This window comes from Pseudomonas sp. Z1-29 (assembly GCF_051131995.1).
Lineage (GTDB): Bacteria > Pseudomonadota > Gammaproteobacteria > Pseudomonadales > Pseudomonadaceae > Aquipseudomonas.
This window is the reverse complement of sequence record NZ_CP071645.1, coordinates 194,697-210,951: the sequence shown is the minus strand read 5'-3', so window position 1 is coordinate 210,951 and position 16,255 is coordinate 194,697. Positions and strand designations below refer to the sequence as shown.

The window sequence follows — 16,255 nt, the reverse complement described above, 5'->3', positions numbered from 1 at the left end:
TTGTCTGAAGCGCAAAAAAATCAGTCGGCCAACGCGGCCTTTTGCAATTCGAAGATTTCGCCCATGCCTTTCTTCGCCAGCTCCAGCATAGCGGTCAATTCTTCCGGCTGGAACGGCGCGCCCTCGGCGGTGCCCTGGACTTCGATGAAGCCGCCGGCACTGGTCATGACCACGTTCAGGTCGGTCTCGGCAGCGGAGTCCTCCAGGTAATCCAGGTCCAGCACCGGCTCGCCCTGGTACATGCCCACCGACACCGCGGCGATCATTTGCTTGAGCGGATCGCCGCCCTTGAGGCCGCCACGCTTCTTGATCACTTTCAAGGCATCGGCCAGCGCAACCATGGCACCGGTGATGGAGGCGGTGCGGGTGCCGCCGTCAGCCTGGATCACGTCGCAATCAACATACAGCGTCACATCGCCGAGCTTGGACATGTCCAGCGCGGCGCGCAGCGAACGACCGATCAGGCGCTGGATTTCCAGGGTCCGTCCGCCCTGCTTGCCACGACTGGCCTCGCGCTGGTTCCGCTCGCCGGTAGCCCGCGGCAGCATGCCGTATTCGGCAGTCAACCAACCCTGGCCCTGGCCCTTGAGGAAACGAGGCACGCCGTTTTCGACGCTGACGGTGCAGATGACCTTGGTATCACCGAACTCCACCAGTACAGATCCCTCGGCGTGTTTGGTGTAGTTGCGGGTAATGCGGATCGAGCGAAGCTGATCGGCAGCGCGACCACTTGGACGTTTCATAGGGAACACCTGTACAGAGGACGGAAAACTGCCGGCATTATAGAGCCGCGAATCGTCATAGGGCAGTTCTAATAAACTGACGCGACGGGTGAACGCACTCAAAGCCCCGCCCGACGGGCTGCAGCGCTTTGTAACCGGAGCTGTTTGGGCGCTTGCGTCCCACTGCGCTACAATCCTGCGCCTTTGCTGCCCTTCGGCATCCACCCACAGATCCCAGGCCCCACAATCAACGGTTGTGGCGAGCCTGCATTGCGAGGAACCCCCATGGTGCACAGCATGACCGCCTTCGCCCGCGTCGAAAAGGCCGGCGCCCAAGGCACGCTGAGCTGGGAGCTGCGCTCGGTCAACAGCCGTTACCTGGAGCCGCACCTGCGCTTGCCCGAGTCCTTCCGCGACCTCGAAGGCGGCGTGCGTGAAGCGCTGCGCCAGGGCCTGTCCCGGGGCAAACTGGAATGCACCCTGCGGTTTACCGAAGAGAGCAGCGGCAAAACCTTGCAAGTGGACCGCGAGCGCGCCGCGCAATTGGTCGCCGCCGCCGAAACCGTCGCCAGCCTGATCAACAATCCCGCCGCCCTGAACCCGCTGGAAGTCCTGGCCTGGCCGGGCGTGCTGGTGGGTGACGCGAGCGACCCGCAGGCGCTGAACACCGAGGCCCTGGCATTGTTCAATCAAGGGCTGAACGAGCTCAAGGCCGGCCGCGAGCGCGAAGGCGCGGAACTGGCCCGACTGATCAACGAGCGCCTGACCTCCATCGAAGAGGACGTCGCCACCCTGCGCGAACTCGTTCCGCAGATGCTCGCCACGCAGCGCCAGAAAGTCCTCGACCGCTTCGCCGACATGAAGGCGGAGCTGGACCCGCAGCGCCTGGAACAGGAAATGGTCATGCTCGCCCAGAAGAGCGACGTGGCCGAAGAACTGGATCGCCTGAGCACCCACATCATTGAAGTCCGCCGGGTGCTCAAGTCCGGTGGCGCGGCCGGCCGCCGCCTCGACTTCCTGATGCAGGAGCTCAACCGCGAAGCCAATACACTGGGCTCCAAAGCCTTCGACCCGCGCAGCACCCAGGCGGCGGTCAACCTCAAGGTGTTGATCGAACAAATGCGCGAACAAGTGCAGAACATTGAGTAAGGCTAACCCGACATGACCCACAGCACTGGCACCCTCTACATCATTTCCGCGCCCTCCGGCGCCGGCAAGACCAGCCTGGTCAAGGCGTTGATCGACGCCGAGCCGCAAATTCGCGTCTCGGTCTCTCACACCACCCGCGCCATGCGTCCTGGTGAAGTGAACGGCGTGAACTATCACTTCGTCGACCGCGAAGAGTTCGTGCGGATGGCCGAGCACGGCGACTTCCTGGAGCGCGCCGAAGTCTTTGGCAATCTCTACGGCACCTCGCAAAGCGTCCTTCAGCAGACCTTGGACGAAGGCCACGACCTGATCCTGGAAATCGACTGGCAAGGCGCCGAGCAGGTGCGCAAATTGATGCCCCAGGCCCGCTCGATCTTCATCCTGCCGCCGAGCCAGCAGGCCTTGCGCCAGCGCCTGACCAACCGTGGCCAGGACAGCGACGAGATCATCGAAGGGCGGATGCGGGAAGCGGTCAGCGAAATGAGTCACTACGTTGACTACGATTACCTGATCATCAACGACGATTTCTCCCACGCGCTGGACGATCTGAAGGCGATTTTCCGCGCCAGCCAGCTCCAGCAGAAACGCCAGCAGCAACGTTTCGGTAAATTACTGGCCGAACTGCTGGGCTGAACAGCCCTTCCCAAAACCGCTGCGACGGCTTTACATTGGTAGTCGCAGCGCGCCGAGGGGTTTGCTCAAAAAATCAGCGCTTCCCTAAACGCTGGTGTTTTTTTAAACTGTCGAGTCCGCTCGCCCAACCGGGCAGCGCGCATATTGCATTCGCTCCGAGGAATACCATGGCCCGCGTAACCGTTGAAGACTGCCTAGAACACGTGGAAAACCGCTTTGAGCTGGTCATGCTCTCTACCAAGCGTGCCCGTCAACTGGCCACCGGTGGCAAAGAGCCGTTGGTCCAGTGGGAAAACGACAAGCCTACCGTGGTAGCGCTGCGTGAAATCGCCGAAGGCCTGATGAGCTACGAGTTCATCGCCAACGCTGAAATCGTTGAAGACGAACCGCTGTTCGCAGCGTTCGAGGACGAGTCCAACGAGGCGGTCTAAGCCTATGCCTGGTCGACGTAGCACGGCGCGGGGTCACAGCAGACGGCAGGAGTCATCATCATGCCGAGCATAGACGCCCTCGCCGATCGCTTATCGGCCTACCTCGGCACAGACCAGGTCAACCTGGTCCGCCGAGCCTATTTCTACGCCGAACAAGCCCACGACGGCCAGCGCCGCCGCAGCGGCGAGGCGTACGTCACGCACCCGCTTGCGGTGGCAAATATTCTTGCCGACATGCACATGGACCATCAGAGCCTGATGGCGGCGATGCTGCATGACGTGATCGAAGACACCGGCATTGCCAAGGAAGCGCTGCAAGCGCAGTTCGGCGAAACCGTGGCCGAGCTGGTCGACGGGGTCAGCAAGCTGACCCAAATGAACTTCGAGACCAAGGCCGAGGCCCAGGCCGAGAACTTCCAGAAAATGGCCATGGCCATGGCGCGCGACATCCGGGTGATCCTGGTCAAGCTCGCCGACCGCTTGCACAATATGCGCACCCTGGAAGTGCTGTCCGGCGAAAAACGCCGGCGCATCGCCAAGGAAACCCTGGAAATCTATGCACCCATCGCCAACCGACTGGGTATGCACGCGATCCGCATCGAGTTCGAGGACCTGGGTTTCAAGGCCATGCACCCGATGCGTTCGGCGCGGATCAACCAGGCCGTCAAGCGCGCCAGGGGCAATCGCAAGGAAATCGTCAACAAGATCGAAGAGTCGCTGAGCCACTGCCTCGCAATCGACGGCATCGAAGGCGAAGTCAGCGGGCGGCAGAAACACCTCTACGGCATCTACAAGAAAATGCGCGGCAAGCGCCGAGCCTTCAACGAGATCATGGACGTCTATGCGTTCCGGATCATCGTCGACAAGGTCGATACCTGCTACCGCGTGCTCGGTGCTGTGCATAATCTGTACAAACCACTGCCGGGGCGCTTCAAGGACTACATCGCGATCCCCAAGGCCAACGGCTACCAGTCGCTGCATACCACGCTGTTCGGCATGCATGGCGTACCGATCGAAATCCAGATCCGCACCCGTGAAATGGAAGAGATGGCCAACAACGGCATCGCCGCCCACTGGCTGTACAAATCCAGCGGCGATGAACAGCCCAAGAGCACTCACGCACGCGCCCGTCAGTGGGTCAAGGGCGTGCTGGAAATGCAGCAGCGCGCCGGCAATTCCCTGGAATTCATCGAGAGCGTCAAGATCGACCTGTTCCCGGACGAGGTCTACGTCTTCACGCCCAAGGGCCGGATCATGGAGCTGCCCAAAGGCTCCACCGCGGTGGATTTCGCCTACGCCGTGCACACCGACGTCGGCAACAGCTGCATCGCCTGTCGCATCAATCGCCGCCTGGCCCCGTTGTCCGAACCGCTGCAAAGCGGCTCCACCGTGGAGATCGTCAGCGCCCCCGGCGCGCGGCCGAACCCGGCTTGGCTCAATTTCGTGGTCACCGGCAAGGCCCGCACGCACATCCGTCACGCGCTGAAGCTGCAACGTCGCTCCGAATCCATCAGCCTTGGCGAGCGCCTGCTGAACAAAGTGCTGAACGGTTTCGACAGCTCGCTGGACAAGATCCCGGCCGAGCGCGTGCAGGTCATGCTCAACGAGTACCGCCTCGAATTGATCGAAGACCTGCTAGAAGACATCGGCCTGGGCAATCGCATGGCCTATGTCGTCGCCCGCCGCCTGCTCGGCGAAGGCGAACAGTTGCCAAGCCCAGAGGGCCCGCTGGCGATTCGCGGTACCGAGGGCCTGGTGCTCAGCTACGCCAAGTGCTGCACGCCGATACCGGGCGACCCGATTGTCGGCCACCTGTCCGCCGGCAAGGGGATGGTGGTGCACCTGGACAACTGCCGCAACATCAGCGAAATCCGCCACAACCCGGAAAAATGCATCCAGCTTTCGTGGGCCAAGGATGTTACCGGCGAATTCAACGTCGAGCTGCGCGTCGAACTCGAACACCAGCGCGGCCTGATCGCCTTGCTGGCGAGCAGCGTCAACGCCGCCGACGGCAACATCGAGAAAATCAGCATGGACGAACGCGACGGCCGCATCAGCGTCGTCCAACTGGTGGTCAGCGTGCACGACCGTGTGCACCTGGCCCGCGTGATCAAGAAACTGCGCGCCCTGACCGGGGTCATTCGCATTACCCGCATGCGCGCATAGCGCTTTATAGCCGCCCTCATTACAAGGAGTCATGAATGACCAAGACCGTTATTTCCAGCGACAAGGCCCCGGCCGCCATCGGTACTTATTCCCAGGCGATCAAGGCGGGCAACACGGTGTACATGTCGGGCCAGATCCCGCTGGACCCGAAAACCATGGAGCTGGTCGAGGGCTTCGAAGCCCAGACCGTGCAGGTCTTCGAGAACCTGAAGGCCGTGGCCGAAGCTGCCGGCGGTTCGCTCAAGGACATCGTCAAGCTCAACATCTTCCTCACCGACCTGAGCCACTTCGCCAAGGTCAACGAGATCATGGGCAAGTATTTCGACCAGCCTTACCCTGCCCGCGCCGCCATTGGCGTGGCCGCCCTGCCGAAGGGTGCCCAGGTCGAGATGGACGCCATCCTGGTCATCGAGTAATAAACCCGGCGCAGCTTCCCCCGCTGCGCCGTTTTCGTTCTGAAAGGATTCCTCCATGCGCAACGCGCTTGCTTTCTCGCTGCTCGCCCTGATTCTCGGCGGTTGCGCCAGCGACCCTGCCGACCGTGACATCAGCGGCACCTGGATCAACCAGGCCGCCATCGACGCTGCCGCCAAGGGCGGCCCGCTGCGCGAAGCGCTGCAAGGCTACGGCCCGAACCTGGAATGGGACGTCAACACCCGGGCCGGTCAGGCGCGCTACACCAACGGTTTTGAAAACGTCGAAGGCAAGCTGCTCGGCGAAGAAGACGGTGCCTGGAAAGTCGATTTTTATGGCAGCTCGGCCAGCGAACTGAAGCGCGACGGCGACCAACTGAGCCAGGCTTCCACCGAAAACGAACCGCAGCAGGTATTCGAGCGCGCCAAGGTGCAGGTCCCGGACGGCGCGCCCATCGGCGCCAGCTTCGAGCGGGCGCTGTATGGCGCCTACCTGGGCGGCACCTGGAACATCGCCGAAGGCCCCGGCCAAGGCGCCACGGTGCAATTCCAGCCCGATGGCCAGGTCAGCGGCCTGCCGGGCGCTGATCGCTACGCCTTGTGTCTCGCCGGCGACTGCGCCTCGATGAGCGGCGGCAACGACAACATCTGGCTGCAGCAGAACGGCCAGGGCAACACCTGGATTTTCGCGCGTAATGGCAAGAAGCTGGAGATCTTCCAGACCGTGAATGCGGCGCTGGCCGATGAGATGCCTTCGTTCACGCCAGGTGACCGGCGCTGGGTACTGGAGAAGCAGTAATCCCCTGTGGGAGCGAGCCTGCTCGCTATAGCGGTGTGACAGTCAACGCTGCCGTTGAATGTCATGACCTCTTCGCGAGCAAGCTCGCTCCCACAGTTGCTTTTGGTGTGCCGGGAAAATCAGCAACGCCCTTCCAGGATCGCCGCATACCCCTCGCGAAAACTCGGATAACGCGGTGTCCAGCCCAGGGCCTTCGCCCGCGCATTGCTGCAGCGCTTGCTGCCGGCGCGGCGCACGCTGGCGTCCTCGGCCCACTCGGTGATGCCCATGTACTCGCGCAACCAGCCCACCACTTCCGCCAACGGCGCGGGAGCGTCGTCAACGCCGATGTAGCAGTCCTTCAACGCCTGGCCTTGATTGTCGGCCTTGAGCAGGAACGCCAGCAGGCCGGCGGCATCGTCCGCGTGGATGCGATTGCCGTACAGCGGCGGATCGGTCACCACTCGATAACCCTGGCGCACCTGGCTGAGCAGCCACTCCCGGCCCGGCCCGTAGATGCCGGTCAGGCGTACACGACTGGCCGGGATGCCACTGCCCAGCGCCACTTGCTCGGCTTCGAGCATGACCCGCCCGGAATAACCACCCGCCTCGGTAGGTGAGCTTTCATCGACCCACTCGCCGTTCTGTTGTCCATAGACGCTGCTGCTGGACACAAAAAGCAAACGCTTGGGTTGCTGGCCATGTTGCTTCAACCAGCCCAACACATGTTGCAACCCTTCGACGTATGCCATGCGGTAGCCCGCTTCGTCATGGTCGGTGGCGGCAGCACTGTAGACCAGGTAGTCCAATGGCCCGCTGGGCCAATCGGTGGGGCATCGCTCGTTGAACAAGTCGCCCCCGACACCGATGACCCCGGCCGGCAGGTTCGAAACCGTGCGCCGCAAGCCGTGCACCCGCCAATGTTCGGTCACCAGTTGGCTGGCCAAACGGCCGCCGATATCACCACAGCCGGCAATTAGAACAGAAGGCGCGGACATCAGAATCTCCTATGGCAAAGCCGCAGACTAGCTGCCAGAGAGGACGAGCGGCTAGCATTCTACGAAAAAAAGATACTGTATTACTTTTGTTAACAAGAATTACTTGCAATAATGCTCGCCACTTTTGTTCTCGGCCTCACGAGGCCTGGAAGAACATCAACCTTCTTTTTTCTCTCAGGTCCGGCCAGCATGACACGCTCTCTCTCCTCCGCTTCGCCAACCAATCGACCTCGCGCCTGGAGCGCTGTGGCAGCGTTGCTGTTCAGCCTGCTGCTGGCGCCTGCCGCCGCATTCGCCGATGCCCAGACGCCGGCCAGCACGTCCACCACGGCACCCGCTGCCACCCAGGCGCCGGCCGACACGACAGCACCTGTAGCCGCTCCCGCAGCCAGCGACCCGGCCCAGGCCGTCGAAGCCAGCGCAGCCGACGCGCCTCAAGTGCTTGAAGCCGACAACACCCTGGGCATGGCCCACGACCTGTCGCCCTGGGGCATGTACAAGAACGCCGACGTGGTCGTCAAAGCCGTGATGATCGGCCTGGCCATTGCCTCGATCATCACCTGGACCATCTGGATCGCCAAAGGCTTCGAGCTGCTGGGTGCCAAGCGCCGCTTGCGTGGCGAGATCGCCGCCCTGAAAAAAGCCGCCACCCTCAAGGAAGCCAGCACCACCGCCGGCAAGGAAGGCACCCTCGCCAACCTGCTGGTGCACGATGCGCTCGAAGAGATGCGCCTGTCGGCCAACAGCCGCGAGAAGGAAGGCATCAAGGAACGCGTGAGCTTCCGTCTCGAGCGCCTGGTCGCGGCCTGCGGTCGCAACATGAGCAGCGGCACCGGCGTGCTCGCCACCATCGGTTCCACCGCGCCCTTCGTCGGCCTGTTCGGCACCGTGTGGGGGATCATGAACAGCTTCATCGGCATCGCCAAGACCCAGACCACCAACCTCGCCGTCGTTGCTCCCGGCATCGCCGAAGCCTTGCTGGCGACGGCTTTGGGCCTGGTCGCAGCGATCCCCGCCGTGGTCATCTATAACGTCTTCGCCCGCTCCATCGCCGGCTACAAGGCCCAGGTCTCCGACGCTTCGGCCGAAGTCCTGCTGCTGGTCAGTCGCGACCTCGACCACCTGCCGCCCGAGCGCAGCTCGCAACCGCACATGGTGAAAGTGGGGTAATCGGCCATGGGCCTGCATTTGAAAGAAGGCGCAGACGACGATCTGGCCGAGAACCACGAAATCAACGTCACGCCATTCATTGACGTGATGCTGGTGCTGTTGATCATCTTCATGGTGGCCGCCCCGCTCGCCACCGTGGACATCAAGGTTGACCTCCCCGCATCGACGGCCAAGCCGTCGCCACGCCCGGAGAAACCGGTGTTCCTGAGCGTCAAGGCCGACCAGCGCCTGTTCCTCGGTGAAGAAGAAATCAAGGTCGACAGCCTCGGCGCGACCCTGGACGCCAAGACCCAGGGCAAGAAAGACACGACGATCTTCTTCCAGGCCGACAAAGGCGTGGACTACGGCGACCTGATGAGCGTGATGGACGCCCTGCGTGGCGCCGGCTACCTGAAGGTCGGTCTGGTCGGACTCGAGACGGCGCCGAAGAAATGATCACGACGCGCCAAAAGCTGACGCGTTACAGCGGTAGCCTGGCCGTGGTGCTGGGCGTGCATGCGCTTGCCATCGCACTGGCGCTGAACTGGACGACGCGTGCCCCCATCGAATTGCCACCCCAGGCGATGATGGTGGAGCTGGCCCCGGTTCCAGCACCGCCACCGCCCGCACCGCCAAAAGTGGTCACGCCGCCGCAACCGCCCGAGCCGGTCGAAGAGCTGCCGCTGCCTAAACTGGCCGAGGCACCGAAGGCGGAAATCGCCGTGCCCAAACCGGTCAAGCCCAAGCCAAAACCACAACCGCCCAAGCCAAAGCCGGTGGAGAAAAAGCCGGAGCCGCCGAAGGAAACGCCGTCGGAGCAAAAGCCCGCCGACACTCAGCCGACCCAGGCACCGACCGAGAAGTCCGCGCAACCGGCCCCTGGCCCATCGCCCGCGCAGATGGCCGCCAAGGCCAGTTGGCAAGGTACGTTGCTGGCGCACCTGGGCAAGTACAAGAAGTACCCGGCCAGCGCCCAGGCACGTGGCAAGGAAGGCATGAACCGCTTGCGGTTCGTGGTGGATGCCGAAGGCAACGTGGTGTCGTTCGAACTGGTGGGCAAGTCAGGCAACGCCGATCTGGACCGGGCCACCCTGGAAATGATCCGCCGCGCCCAACCGCTGCCCAAGCCACCGGCCGACCTGCTGAGCAACGGCACGGTCGAACTGACCGCACCGTTCCTGTACTCCATCGACAAGCGCCGGCGCTGAGTTCCAGGCAGCGTCCTGTTTGGGCCGGGGGCTGGTTACTCCCAGCCACAAATGACCAAGGCATCGAAAGATGCCTTTTTCATATCCGGCAACGACCACACAGGCATTCGCCAGTGTCGCACCGCGCCTCCAGTCTGATAACGTGCGTCTATCGATTGCAGCCGGTATGCTTGGCTCGCAACTTCACGGACGCTCGCCATGACCCTCACAGAATTACGCTACATCGTGACCCTCGCCCAAGAGCAGCACTTCGGCCATGCGGCCGAGCGTTGCCATGTCAGCCAGCCGACGCTGTCGGTGGGCGTGAAAAAGCTTGAAGACGAACTCGGTGTGCTTATTTTCGAGCGCAGCAAAAGCGCGGTGCGCCTGACGCCGGTCGGTGAAGGCATCGTCGCCCAGGCGCAAAAAGTCCTGGAACAGGCCCAGGGCATCCGCGAGCTGGCCCAGGCCGGCAAGAACCAGCTGACCGCCCCGCTGAAAGTCGGCGCGATCTACACCGTCGGCCCGTACCTGTTCCCGCACCTGATCCCGCAACTGCACCGGGTCGCCCCGCAGATGCCGTTGTACATCGAAGAAAACTTCACCCATGTGCTGCGCGACAAGCTGCGCAACGGTGAGCTGGACGCGATCATCATCGCCCTGCCGTTCAACGAAGCCGATGTCCTGACCCTGCCGCTCTACGACGAGCCGTTCTACGTCCTGATGCCGGCCCAACACCCGTGGACCCAGAAGAAAACCATCGACGCCGCCCTGCTCAATGACAAGAGCCTGCTGTTGCTCGGCGAAGGCCACTGCTTCCGCGACCAGGTGCTCGAAGCCTGCCCGACCCTGACCAAGGGCAGCGAAGGCGCCAAGCACACCACGGTGGAATCCAGCTCCCTGGAAACCATTCGCCACATGGTCGCCTCCGGCCTGGGCATTTCGATCCTGCCGCTGTCGGCGGTGGACAGCCATCATTATTCACCCGGCGTGATCGAAGTCCGTCCATTGACCGCGCCGGTGCCGTTCCGCACCGTTGCCATCGCCTGGCGCGCCAGCTTCCCGCGACCCAAGGCCATCGAGATCCTCGCCGATTCGATCCGCCTGTGTTCCGTGGCCAAGCCGCCCGCCGCCAAGTAAGCCGCTGCCATGACTGAGCTGTCGAAAGTGCCGGTCACGGCACTCAAGGGTGTCGGTGAAGCCATGGCCGAGAAACTCGCCAAGGTCGGCCTGGAAACCCTCCAGGACGTGCTGTTCCACCTGCCGCTGCGTTACCAGGATCGCACCCGCGTGGTGCCCATCGGCCATTTGCGACCCGGGCAGGATGCGGTGGTCGAAGGCACCGTCAGCGGCGCCGACGTGGTCATGGGCCGGCGGCGCAGCCTGGTGGTGCGCCTGCAGGACGGCACCGGTGGGCTCAGCCTGCGCTTCTACCATTTCAGCAACGCGCAAAAGGAAGGCCTCAAGCGGGGCACCCGCGTGCGCTGCTACGGCGAGGCGCGGCCCGGCGCGTCCGGGCTGGAAATCTACCACCCGGAATACCGCGCCATCACCGGCGATGAACCGCCGCCAGTGGCTGAAACCCTGACGCCGGTCTACCCCCTCACCGAAGGCCTGACCCAGCAGCGCTTGCGCCAGCTCTGCCAGCAGACCCTGACGATGCTCGGCCCCACCAGCCTGCCGGACTGGCTGCCCAAGGAACTGGCGCGGGACTATCAATTGGCGCCGTTGGCCGACGCGATTCGTTATCTGCACCACCCGCCCGCCGATGCCGACGTCGAAGAGCTCGCCCTTGGACATCACTGGGCCCAGCATCGCCTGGCGTTCGAAGAGCTCCTGACCCATCAACTGTCCCAGCAACGCCTGCGCGAAAGCCTGCGCTCGCTGCGCGCCCCGGCCATGCCCAAGGCGACAAAACTGCCAGCCCGCTACCTGGCCAATCTCGGTTTCACCCCCACCGGCGCCCAGCAACGGGTCGGCAATGAAATTGCCTACGACCTGAGCCAGCCCGAGCCGATGCTGCGGTTGATCCAGGGCGACGTCGGCGCCGGCAAGACCGTGGTCGCCGCTCTCGCCGCGCTGCAAGCGCTGGAGGCGGGTTATCAGGTGGCGTTGATGGCGCCGACCGAGATTCTCGCCGAACAGCACTTCATCACTTTCCAGCGCTGGCTCGAACCGCTGGGCATCGAAGTCGCCTGGCTGGCCGGCAAGCTCAAGGGCAAGAACCGCGTCGCCGCCCTGGCGCAGATCGCCGAGGGCGCGCCGATGGTGGTCGGCACGCACGCGCTGTTCCAGAACGAAGTGCAGTTCAAGAACCTGGCCTTGGTCATCATCGACGAACAACACCGCTTCGGCGTCCAGCAGCGCCTGGCCCTGCGGCAGAAAGGTGTCGGTGGCCGAATGTGCCCGCACCAGTTGATCATGACCGCCACACCAATTCCGCGGACCCTGGCGATGAGCGCCTACGCCGACCTCGACACCTCGATCCTCGACGAACTGCCGCCCGGCCGCACGCCGGTCAACACCGTGCTGGTCACCGACACCCGGCGGGTCGAAGTGATCGAGCGCGTGCGCAGCGCCTGCGCCGAAGGCCGGCAAGCCTATTGGGTGTGCACCTTGATCGAGGAATCGGAAGAGCTGACCTGCCAGGCGGCTGAAACCACCTTCGAGGACCTCACCGCCGCCCTTGGCGAACTGAAGGTCGGGCTGATCCACGGTCGCATGAAGCCTGCCGAGAAAGCCGCGGTCATGGCCGAATTCAAGGCCGGCGCCTTGCAATTGCTGGTTGCCACCACGGTGATCGAGGTCGGCGTCGACGTGCCCAACGCCAGCCTGATGATCATCGAGAACCCCGAGCGCCTGGGCCTGGCGCAGTTGCACCAGTTGCGTGGCCGGGTCGGCCGGGGCAGCGCGGCCAGCCATTGCGTGTTGCTGTACCACCCGCCGCTGTCACAGATCGGCCGCCAGCGGCTGGGCATCATGCGTGAAACCAATGACGGTTTCGTCATCGCCGAAAAAGACCTCGAACTGCGCGGCCCGGGTGAAATGCTCGGCACGCGCCAGACCGGTCTGCTTCAATTCAAGGTAGCCGACCTGATGCGCGACGCCGACCTGCTCCCTGCGGTCCGCGACGCCGCCCAGGCGTTGCTGGAGCGCTGGCCGGACCACGTCAGCCCGCTGTTGGATCGCTGGTTGCGCCACGGGCAGCAATACGGCCAAGTGTGAGCACGCGCTCAGTTTTCTGGACGCGCCTGCCCGACAAGCTGGTTATACTGACCAACTTGTAGGAAAACGGATACAGACCATGACCGAAGCTGCCCTCGTCCCCGAAACCCCGCACGCTCCGTCTGTTATTCGGCAGTTGCTCGAGAAATTGGGCATCGCCTTTGACGAAGTCATCGAGCGACCGGGCTTGAACCCCGCTCGTAAAGTGCAGGCCGTGCTGTTGCACGACGCTGTCGGCGCGCTCATGGTCCTGTTTCCGCAAAACCAGTTGCTGGACCTCAACCGGCTGGCCGAGCTCACCGGTCGTAAACTCACGGCTGTGCCGACCGAGCGCCTGGAACGCATGCTCGGCAAGCACAACCTGAGCCTGCTGCCCGGCCTGCCAGCGCTGACCAGCTCGCCGTGCCTGTATGAAGAAGGCCTGCTGCGCGAGCCGAAACTGTTGATCAATTCCGGCGAGCCGGGGCTGCTGCTGGAAGTCACCAGCGAAGCCTTCAAGACCATGCTCACCAAGGCCAGCGCCGCGACGTTCGGCGAGCCTTTGAGCAATATCACGCCAAACCTGGACCGCCCGGACGACGACCGCAAGGAAATCACCATGGCCGTGCAGGCCTTCACCGCGCGGCGTATCCAGCAACGCCTGGAAGAAACCATCGAGATTCCGCCGCTGGCCGAAACCGCGCAGAAGATCATCAAGTTGCGGGTCGATCCCGACGCGACCATCGATGACATCACCGGCGTGGTGGAAACCGACCCGGCCCTGGCCGCGCAAGTGGTGAGCTGGGCCGCGTCGCCGTACTACGCCTCGCCGGGCAAGATTCGTTCGGTGGAAGACGCGATTGTCCGGGTGCTGGGCTTCGACCTGGTGATCAACCTGGCGCTGGGCCTGGCCCTGGGCAAGACCCTGAGCCTGCCCAAGGACCACCCGCAACACACCACGCCTTATTGGCAGCAGTCGATCTACACCGCCGCCGTCATCGAAGGCCTGACCCGCGCCATGCCGCGCGCCCAGCGCCCCGAAGGCGGCCTGACCTACCTGTCGGGGCTGCTGCACAACTTCGGCTATCTGCTGCTGGCCCACGTGTTCCCGCCGCATTTCTCGCTGATCTGCCGGCATCTGGAGGTCAACCCGCACCTGTGCCACAGCTACGTGGAACAGCACTTGCTGGGCATCAGTCGCGAGCAGATTGGCGCCTGGCTGATGCGCTACTGGGACATGCCCGACGAACTGGCCACCGCCCTGCGCTTCCAGCACGACCCTCACTACGACGGTGAATACGCCGCCTACCCGAACCTGGTGTGCCTGGCCGTTCGCCTGCTGCGCTCGCGCAGCATCGGCTCGGGCCCGGACGAGGACATCCCGGACTCGCTGCTCGAACGCGTGGGGCTGACCCGGGAAAAGGCCAACGACGTGGTGAGCAAAGTGCTCGAAGCCGAAGTGCTGCTGCGGGAACTGGCTTCGCAGTTCAGCCATTGATCAGCTGCTGGACAAGCTCACTGATGAGCCTCCGTGGCGAGGGAGCTTGCTCCCGCTCGGCTGCGCAGCAGTCGCGAAACCAGCCGACGCGATCCGCCTGAAGGATCGCGCCAGCCCATCTTGGGGCCGCTGCGCAGCCCAGCGGGAGCAAGCTCCCTCGCCACGGGTGTTAACCATGACCCCGGACCAAACAGGGATCTTGGCTAAACCTTCTTCGGTTTCCTCGGCTTCAAATACTTCATCAACCCCTGAAACCAGATCACCAGCGCCGGGTTGCCTTTGATCTGGATCGATTTGTCCTGGATCCCGGTCATGAATGCCAACTGCTTGTTCTTCGCCTGGAGCGTGGCGAAGCCATAGGCTGCATCCTTGAAGGCGATGGCGAAGGCCGGTGTCGGGTAGACACCGGAGTGGCTGGTGATGCGCTGGTTCTTCACGGTGTAATGCCTGGCGACCTTGCCGTCCAGGGTTTGCAGCTGGAACACCAGCTCCCGGTCGGCCAACTGTTGCTGGAACGCCGGATTGTTACGACTGGCCTTGCCCATCAACAACCCGAGCATCCACAGCAGCAAACGAAATTTCATGGGCACAGCCTCGTGAGAAAATGAACGGCCGGCGCAGTTTAGCGATTCCGCACCAGAACGCCATCATCGAATCCGGTTTGCGGAAGATAGACCTGGAATCCTGCATGATGACTGCCAAGTCACGTTTTTACCTTGATGCCGACTGAACGGACGCTATCGCGAGCGGGCTCGCTCCCACAGGGGATTGGGTTTGATGCGGATCTTCAGCCACACACAAAAAACTGTGGGAGCGAGCCTGCTCGCGAAAGCTATGCCTCAGTCGACATCAATGCCAACTGAACGGACGCTATCGCGAGCAAGCTCGCTCCCACGGGTTTTACGCGGTGATCACTCCCCCTGAGGGAGTGACCAACCGTCATCAATCAATCAGACATTCGGGCAAGGCACCGGTGCCCAATCGCCCAGGTCCGGGTTTTTGCACATGCTGTTGACCTGGGTGGTGCCGGCGCTGGCGACCTGCTTGCCTTCATCCTGCTTGGCCTTGGCGGTCTGCAGGGTCTTCTCGGTGGCGACCGCTTCTTTCGGCACGGTTGGCAGCTCTTTCTTCTTGGCCGGCGTCACTTTCTTTTTATTCTTGGTGCTGGTCTGTGCCGCCACAACTTGCGTGGTATCAGCAGTGGCCACGGTCACCACGTCGGTACGCTGCACACCCACTTGCTGCAGGTCTTTTTCATAGGCCTGGGTGTAGTTGTTCAGGTCTTCGGCGGCTTTGCCGTTCACGGCGACGATCAGGTCGTTGGACTCTTTCAGGCCGGCAACGATTTCCGCCAGGCGCTTGCGGCCTTCGGTGTCGTTGACGGTCTTGGCCTTGCGGTCGGCGACCAGTTTGCTGAACGCGTTCTGGTAGCACTGTTGCGAAGCCTTGGCGTACGCGGTGCTGCGGTCGATGTCCGAAGCACTTTTGCTGACATCGGCGGCGTAGGAGGCGATGCGCATGTTGTCATCGGCGATCTGCTTCTGGCGCTCGGTGTAGTAACCGGCTGCGCCACCGGCCAGGGCGCCGCCCGCGGCACCGATGGCGGCGTTGCGGCCACGGTCTTCCTTGTCAGCGGTCAGCGCGCCCAGCAAGGCACCGCCGACGGCGCCGACGGCTGCGCCGGTGACCACGGACTTGGTCATGTTGCCTTCAGTAGAGCGCAGGTGCTGCACCGGCTCGTAGCAGTTCGGGTAGTACTCGACCTTGGTGCTCGAAGCGACCTTGGACGTCGGCGACGTGGCGCAGCCGGTCAGTACGGTGCTGAAGCCAACAGCGACCATCAGCAAATGACGCTTGGAAACCGAAGCAAAAGGTTTACGGGAGAAAAGCATAGTTGTGTTCTCGTTTAAGTTTTGACCAGCTCAGC

The 16,255-nt window shown here is 63.1% G+C and carries 16 protein-coding genes; 12 read left to right on the top strand and 4 right to left on the bottom strand.

All coding sequences use genetic code 11. The features are described 5' to 3' along the window. Positions 1 to 20 precede the first annotated feature (20 nt). On the bottom strand, positions 21 to 743 hold the full coding sequence (rph, locus tag J3P84_RS00980) for a ribonuclease PH (RefSeq protein ID WP_434570905.1): 723 nt from the start codon (positions 741 to 743) through the stop codon (positions 21 to 23). A 264-nt stretch (positions 744 to 1,007) separates the two neighbouring features. Between rph and J3P84_RS00975 the strand changes: the two genes are divergently transcribed. From J3P84_RS00975 to J3P84_RS00950, 6 genes are all read left to right on the top strand, one after another. Continuing rightward, complete coding sequence (locus J3P84_RS00975; protein WP_434627095.1) at positions 1,008 to 1,871, top strand: YicC/YloC family endoribonuclease; 864 nt, start codon at positions 1,008 to 1,010, stop codon at positions 1,869 to 1,871. 12 nt (positions 1,872 to 1,883) lie between these two features. After that, positions 1,884 to 2,504 carry a guanylate kinase gene (gmk, locus tag J3P84_RS00970; protein WP_305497909.1) on the top strand — a complete coding sequence of 207 codons (621 nt, stop codon included), beginning with the start codon at positions 1,884 to 1,886 and terminating at the stop codon, positions 2,502 to 2,504. Positions 2,505 to 2,671: 167 nt separating this feature from the next. Then, positions 2,672 to 2,935, top strand: coding sequence for a DNA-directed RNA polymerase subunit omega (rpoZ, locus tag J3P84_RS00965; RefSeq protein WP_003177259.1), 264 nt, complete (start codon positions 2,672 to 2,674; stop codon positions 2,933 to 2,935). Between the two features lie 60 nt (positions 2,936 to 2,995). Further along, a complete protein-coding gene (spoT, locus tag J3P84_RS00960; protein WP_407682909.1) occupies positions 2,996 to 5,101 on the top strand; it encodes a bifunctional GTP diphosphokinase/guanosine-3',5'-bis pyrophosphate 3'-pyrophosphohydrolase in 2,106 nt (701 codons plus the stop codon). Between the two features lie 35 nt (positions 5,102 to 5,136). After that, positions 5,137 to 5,517 carry a RidA family protein gene (locus J3P84_RS00955; protein ID WP_434627092.1) on the top strand — a complete coding sequence of 127 codons (381 nt, stop codon included), beginning with the start codon at positions 5,137 to 5,139 and terminating at the stop codon, positions 5,515 to 5,517. A 55-nt stretch (positions 5,518 to 5,572) separates the two neighbouring features. Further along, positions 5,573 to 6,313, top strand: coding sequence for a hypothetical protein (locus tag J3P84_RS00950; RefSeq protein ID WP_434627090.1), 741 nt, complete (start codon positions 5,573 to 5,575; stop codon positions 6,311 to 6,313). 119 nt (positions 6,314 to 6,432) lie between these two features. Here the strand turns inward: J3P84_RS00950 and J3P84_RS00945 are convergent, their stop codons facing one another. Further along, complete coding sequence (locus J3P84_RS00945) at positions 6,433 to 7,290, bottom strand: NAD-dependent epimerase/dehydratase family protein (protein WP_434627088.1); 858 nt, start codon at positions 7,288 to 7,290, stop codon at positions 6,433 to 6,435. A gap of 189 nt (positions 7,291 to 7,479) precedes the next feature. On the opposite strand from J3P84_RS00945, the gene exbB reads away from it, so the two are divergent. The 6 genes from exbB to J3P84_RS00915 all read left to right on the top strand — a co-directional run bounded on the left by exbB (position 7,480) and on the right by J3P84_RS00915 (position 14,328). Further along, positions 7,480 to 8,460 (top strand): tonB-system energizer ExbB, encoded by a 981-nt coding sequence (exbB, locus tag J3P84_RS00940; RefSeq protein ID WP_434627086.1) that lies wholly within the window; start codon positions 7,480 to 7,482, stop codon positions 8,458 to 8,460. Positions 8,461 to 8,466: 6 nt separating this feature from the next. Beyond that, entirely contained in the window at positions 8,467 to 8,895 is a 429-nt protein-coding gene (gene exbD / locus J3P84_RS00935) for a TonB system transport protein ExbD (RefSeq protein WP_305497902.1), read from the top strand. Further along, positions 8,892 to 9,647, top strand: coding sequence for an energy transducer TonB family protein (locus J3P84_RS00930; protein WP_305497900.1), 756 nt, complete (start codon positions 8,892 to 8,894; stop codon positions 9,645 to 9,647). Before exbD ends, J3P84_RS00930 begins: the two co-directional genes overlap by 4 nt. 198 nt (positions 9,648 to 9,845) lie before the next feature. Next, complete coding sequence (locus J3P84_RS00925) at positions 9,846 to 10,766, top strand: hydrogen peroxide-inducible genes activator (RefSeq protein ID WP_030142183.1); 921 nt, start codon at positions 9,846 to 9,848, stop codon at positions 10,764 to 10,766. 9 nt (positions 10,767 to 10,775) lie between these two features. Beyond that, positions 10,776 to 12,851, top strand: a complete 2,076-nt coding sequence (recG, locus tag J3P84_RS00920; RefSeq protein ID WP_434602256.1) for an ATP-dependent DNA helicase RecG — start codon at positions 10,776 to 10,778, stop codon at positions 12,849 to 12,851. A gap of 79 nt (positions 12,852 to 12,930) precedes the next feature. Continuing rightward, positions 12,931 to 14,328: an HDOD domain-containing protein gene (locus J3P84_RS00915; protein WP_434570889.1), complete on the top strand. Its 1,398-nt coding sequence runs from the start codon at positions 12,931 to 12,933 to the stop codon at positions 14,326 to 14,328. A 203-nt stretch (positions 14,329 to 14,531) separates the two neighbouring features. On the opposite strand, the gene J3P84_RS00910 is transcribed toward J3P84_RS00915, so the two are convergent. Together J3P84_RS00910 and tagQ are read right to left on the bottom strand one after the other, a co-directional pair. Further along, a complete protein-coding gene (locus tag J3P84_RS00910) occupies positions 14,532 to 14,912 on the bottom strand; it encodes a helicase (RefSeq protein ID WP_434570887.1) in 381 nt (126 codons plus the stop codon). 366 nt (positions 14,913 to 15,278) lie between these two features. Beyond that, entirely contained in the window at positions 15,279 to 16,220 is a 942-nt protein-coding gene (tagQ, locus tag J3P84_RS00905; RefSeq protein ID WP_305497890.1) for a type VI secretion system-associated lipoprotein TagQ, read from the bottom strand. Positions 16,221 to 16,255 lie beyond the last annotated feature (35 nt).

Bases quoted from the DNA above. Each gene is read 5' to 3' on its own strand.
- rph (WP_434570905.1), bottom strand. From the start codon at position 743: ATGAAACGTCCAAGTGGTCGCGCTGCCGATCAGCTTCGCTCGATCCGC.
- J3P84_RS00975 (WP_434627095.1), top strand. From the start codon at position 1,008: ATGGTGCACAGCATGACCGCCTTCGCCCGCGTCGAAAAGGCCGGCGCC.
- gmk (WP_305497909.1), top strand. From the start codon at position 1,884: ATGACCCACAGCACTGGCACCCTCTACATCATTTCCGCGCCCTCCGGC.
- rpoZ (WP_003177259.1), top strand. From the start codon at position 2,672: ATGGCCCGCGTAACCGTTGAAGACTGCCTAGAACACGTGGAAAACCGC.
- spoT (WP_407682909.1), top strand. From the start codon at position 2,996: ATGCCGAGCATAGACGCCCTCGCCGATCGCTTATCGGCCTACCTCGGC.
- J3P84_RS00955 (WP_434627092.1), top strand. From the start codon at position 5,137: ATGACCAAGACCGTTATTTCCAGCGACAAGGCCCCGGCCGCCATCGGT.
- J3P84_RS00950 (WP_434627090.1), top strand. From the start codon at position 5,573: ATGCGCAACGCGCTTGCTTTCTCGCTGCTCGCCCTGATTCTCGGCGGT.
- J3P84_RS00945 (WP_434627088.1), bottom strand. From the start codon at position 7,290: ATGTCCGCGCCTTCTGTTCTAATTGCCGGCTGTGGTGATATCGGCGGC.
- exbB (WP_434627086.1), top strand. From the start codon at position 7,480: ATGACACGCTCTCTCTCCTCCGCTTCGCCAACCAATCGACCTCGCGCC.
- exbD (WP_305497902.1), top strand. From the start codon at position 8,467: ATGGGCCTGCATTTGAAAGAAGGCGCAGACGACGATCTGGCCGAGAAC.
- J3P84_RS00930 (WP_305497900.1), top strand. From the start codon at position 8,892: ATGATCACGACGCGCCAAAAGCTGACGCGTTACAGCGGTAGCCTGGCC.
- J3P84_RS00925 (WP_030142183.1), top strand. From the start codon at position 9,846: ATGACCCTCACAGAATTACGCTACATCGTGACCCTCGCCCAAGAGCAG.
- recG (WP_434602256.1), top strand. From the start codon at position 10,776: ATGACTGAGCTGTCGAAAGTGCCGGTCACGGCACTCAAGGGTGTCGGT.
- J3P84_RS00915 (WP_434570889.1), top strand. From the start codon at position 12,931: ATGACCGAAGCTGCCCTCGTCCCCGAAACCCCGCACGCTCCGTCTGTT.
- J3P84_RS00910 (WP_434570887.1), bottom strand. From the start codon at position 14,912: ATGAAATTTCGTTTGCTGCTGTGGATGCTCGGGTTGTTGATGGGCAAG.
- tagQ (WP_305497890.1), bottom strand. From the start codon at position 16,220: ATGCTTTTCTCCCGTAAACCTTTTGCTTCGGTTTCCAAGCGTCATTTG.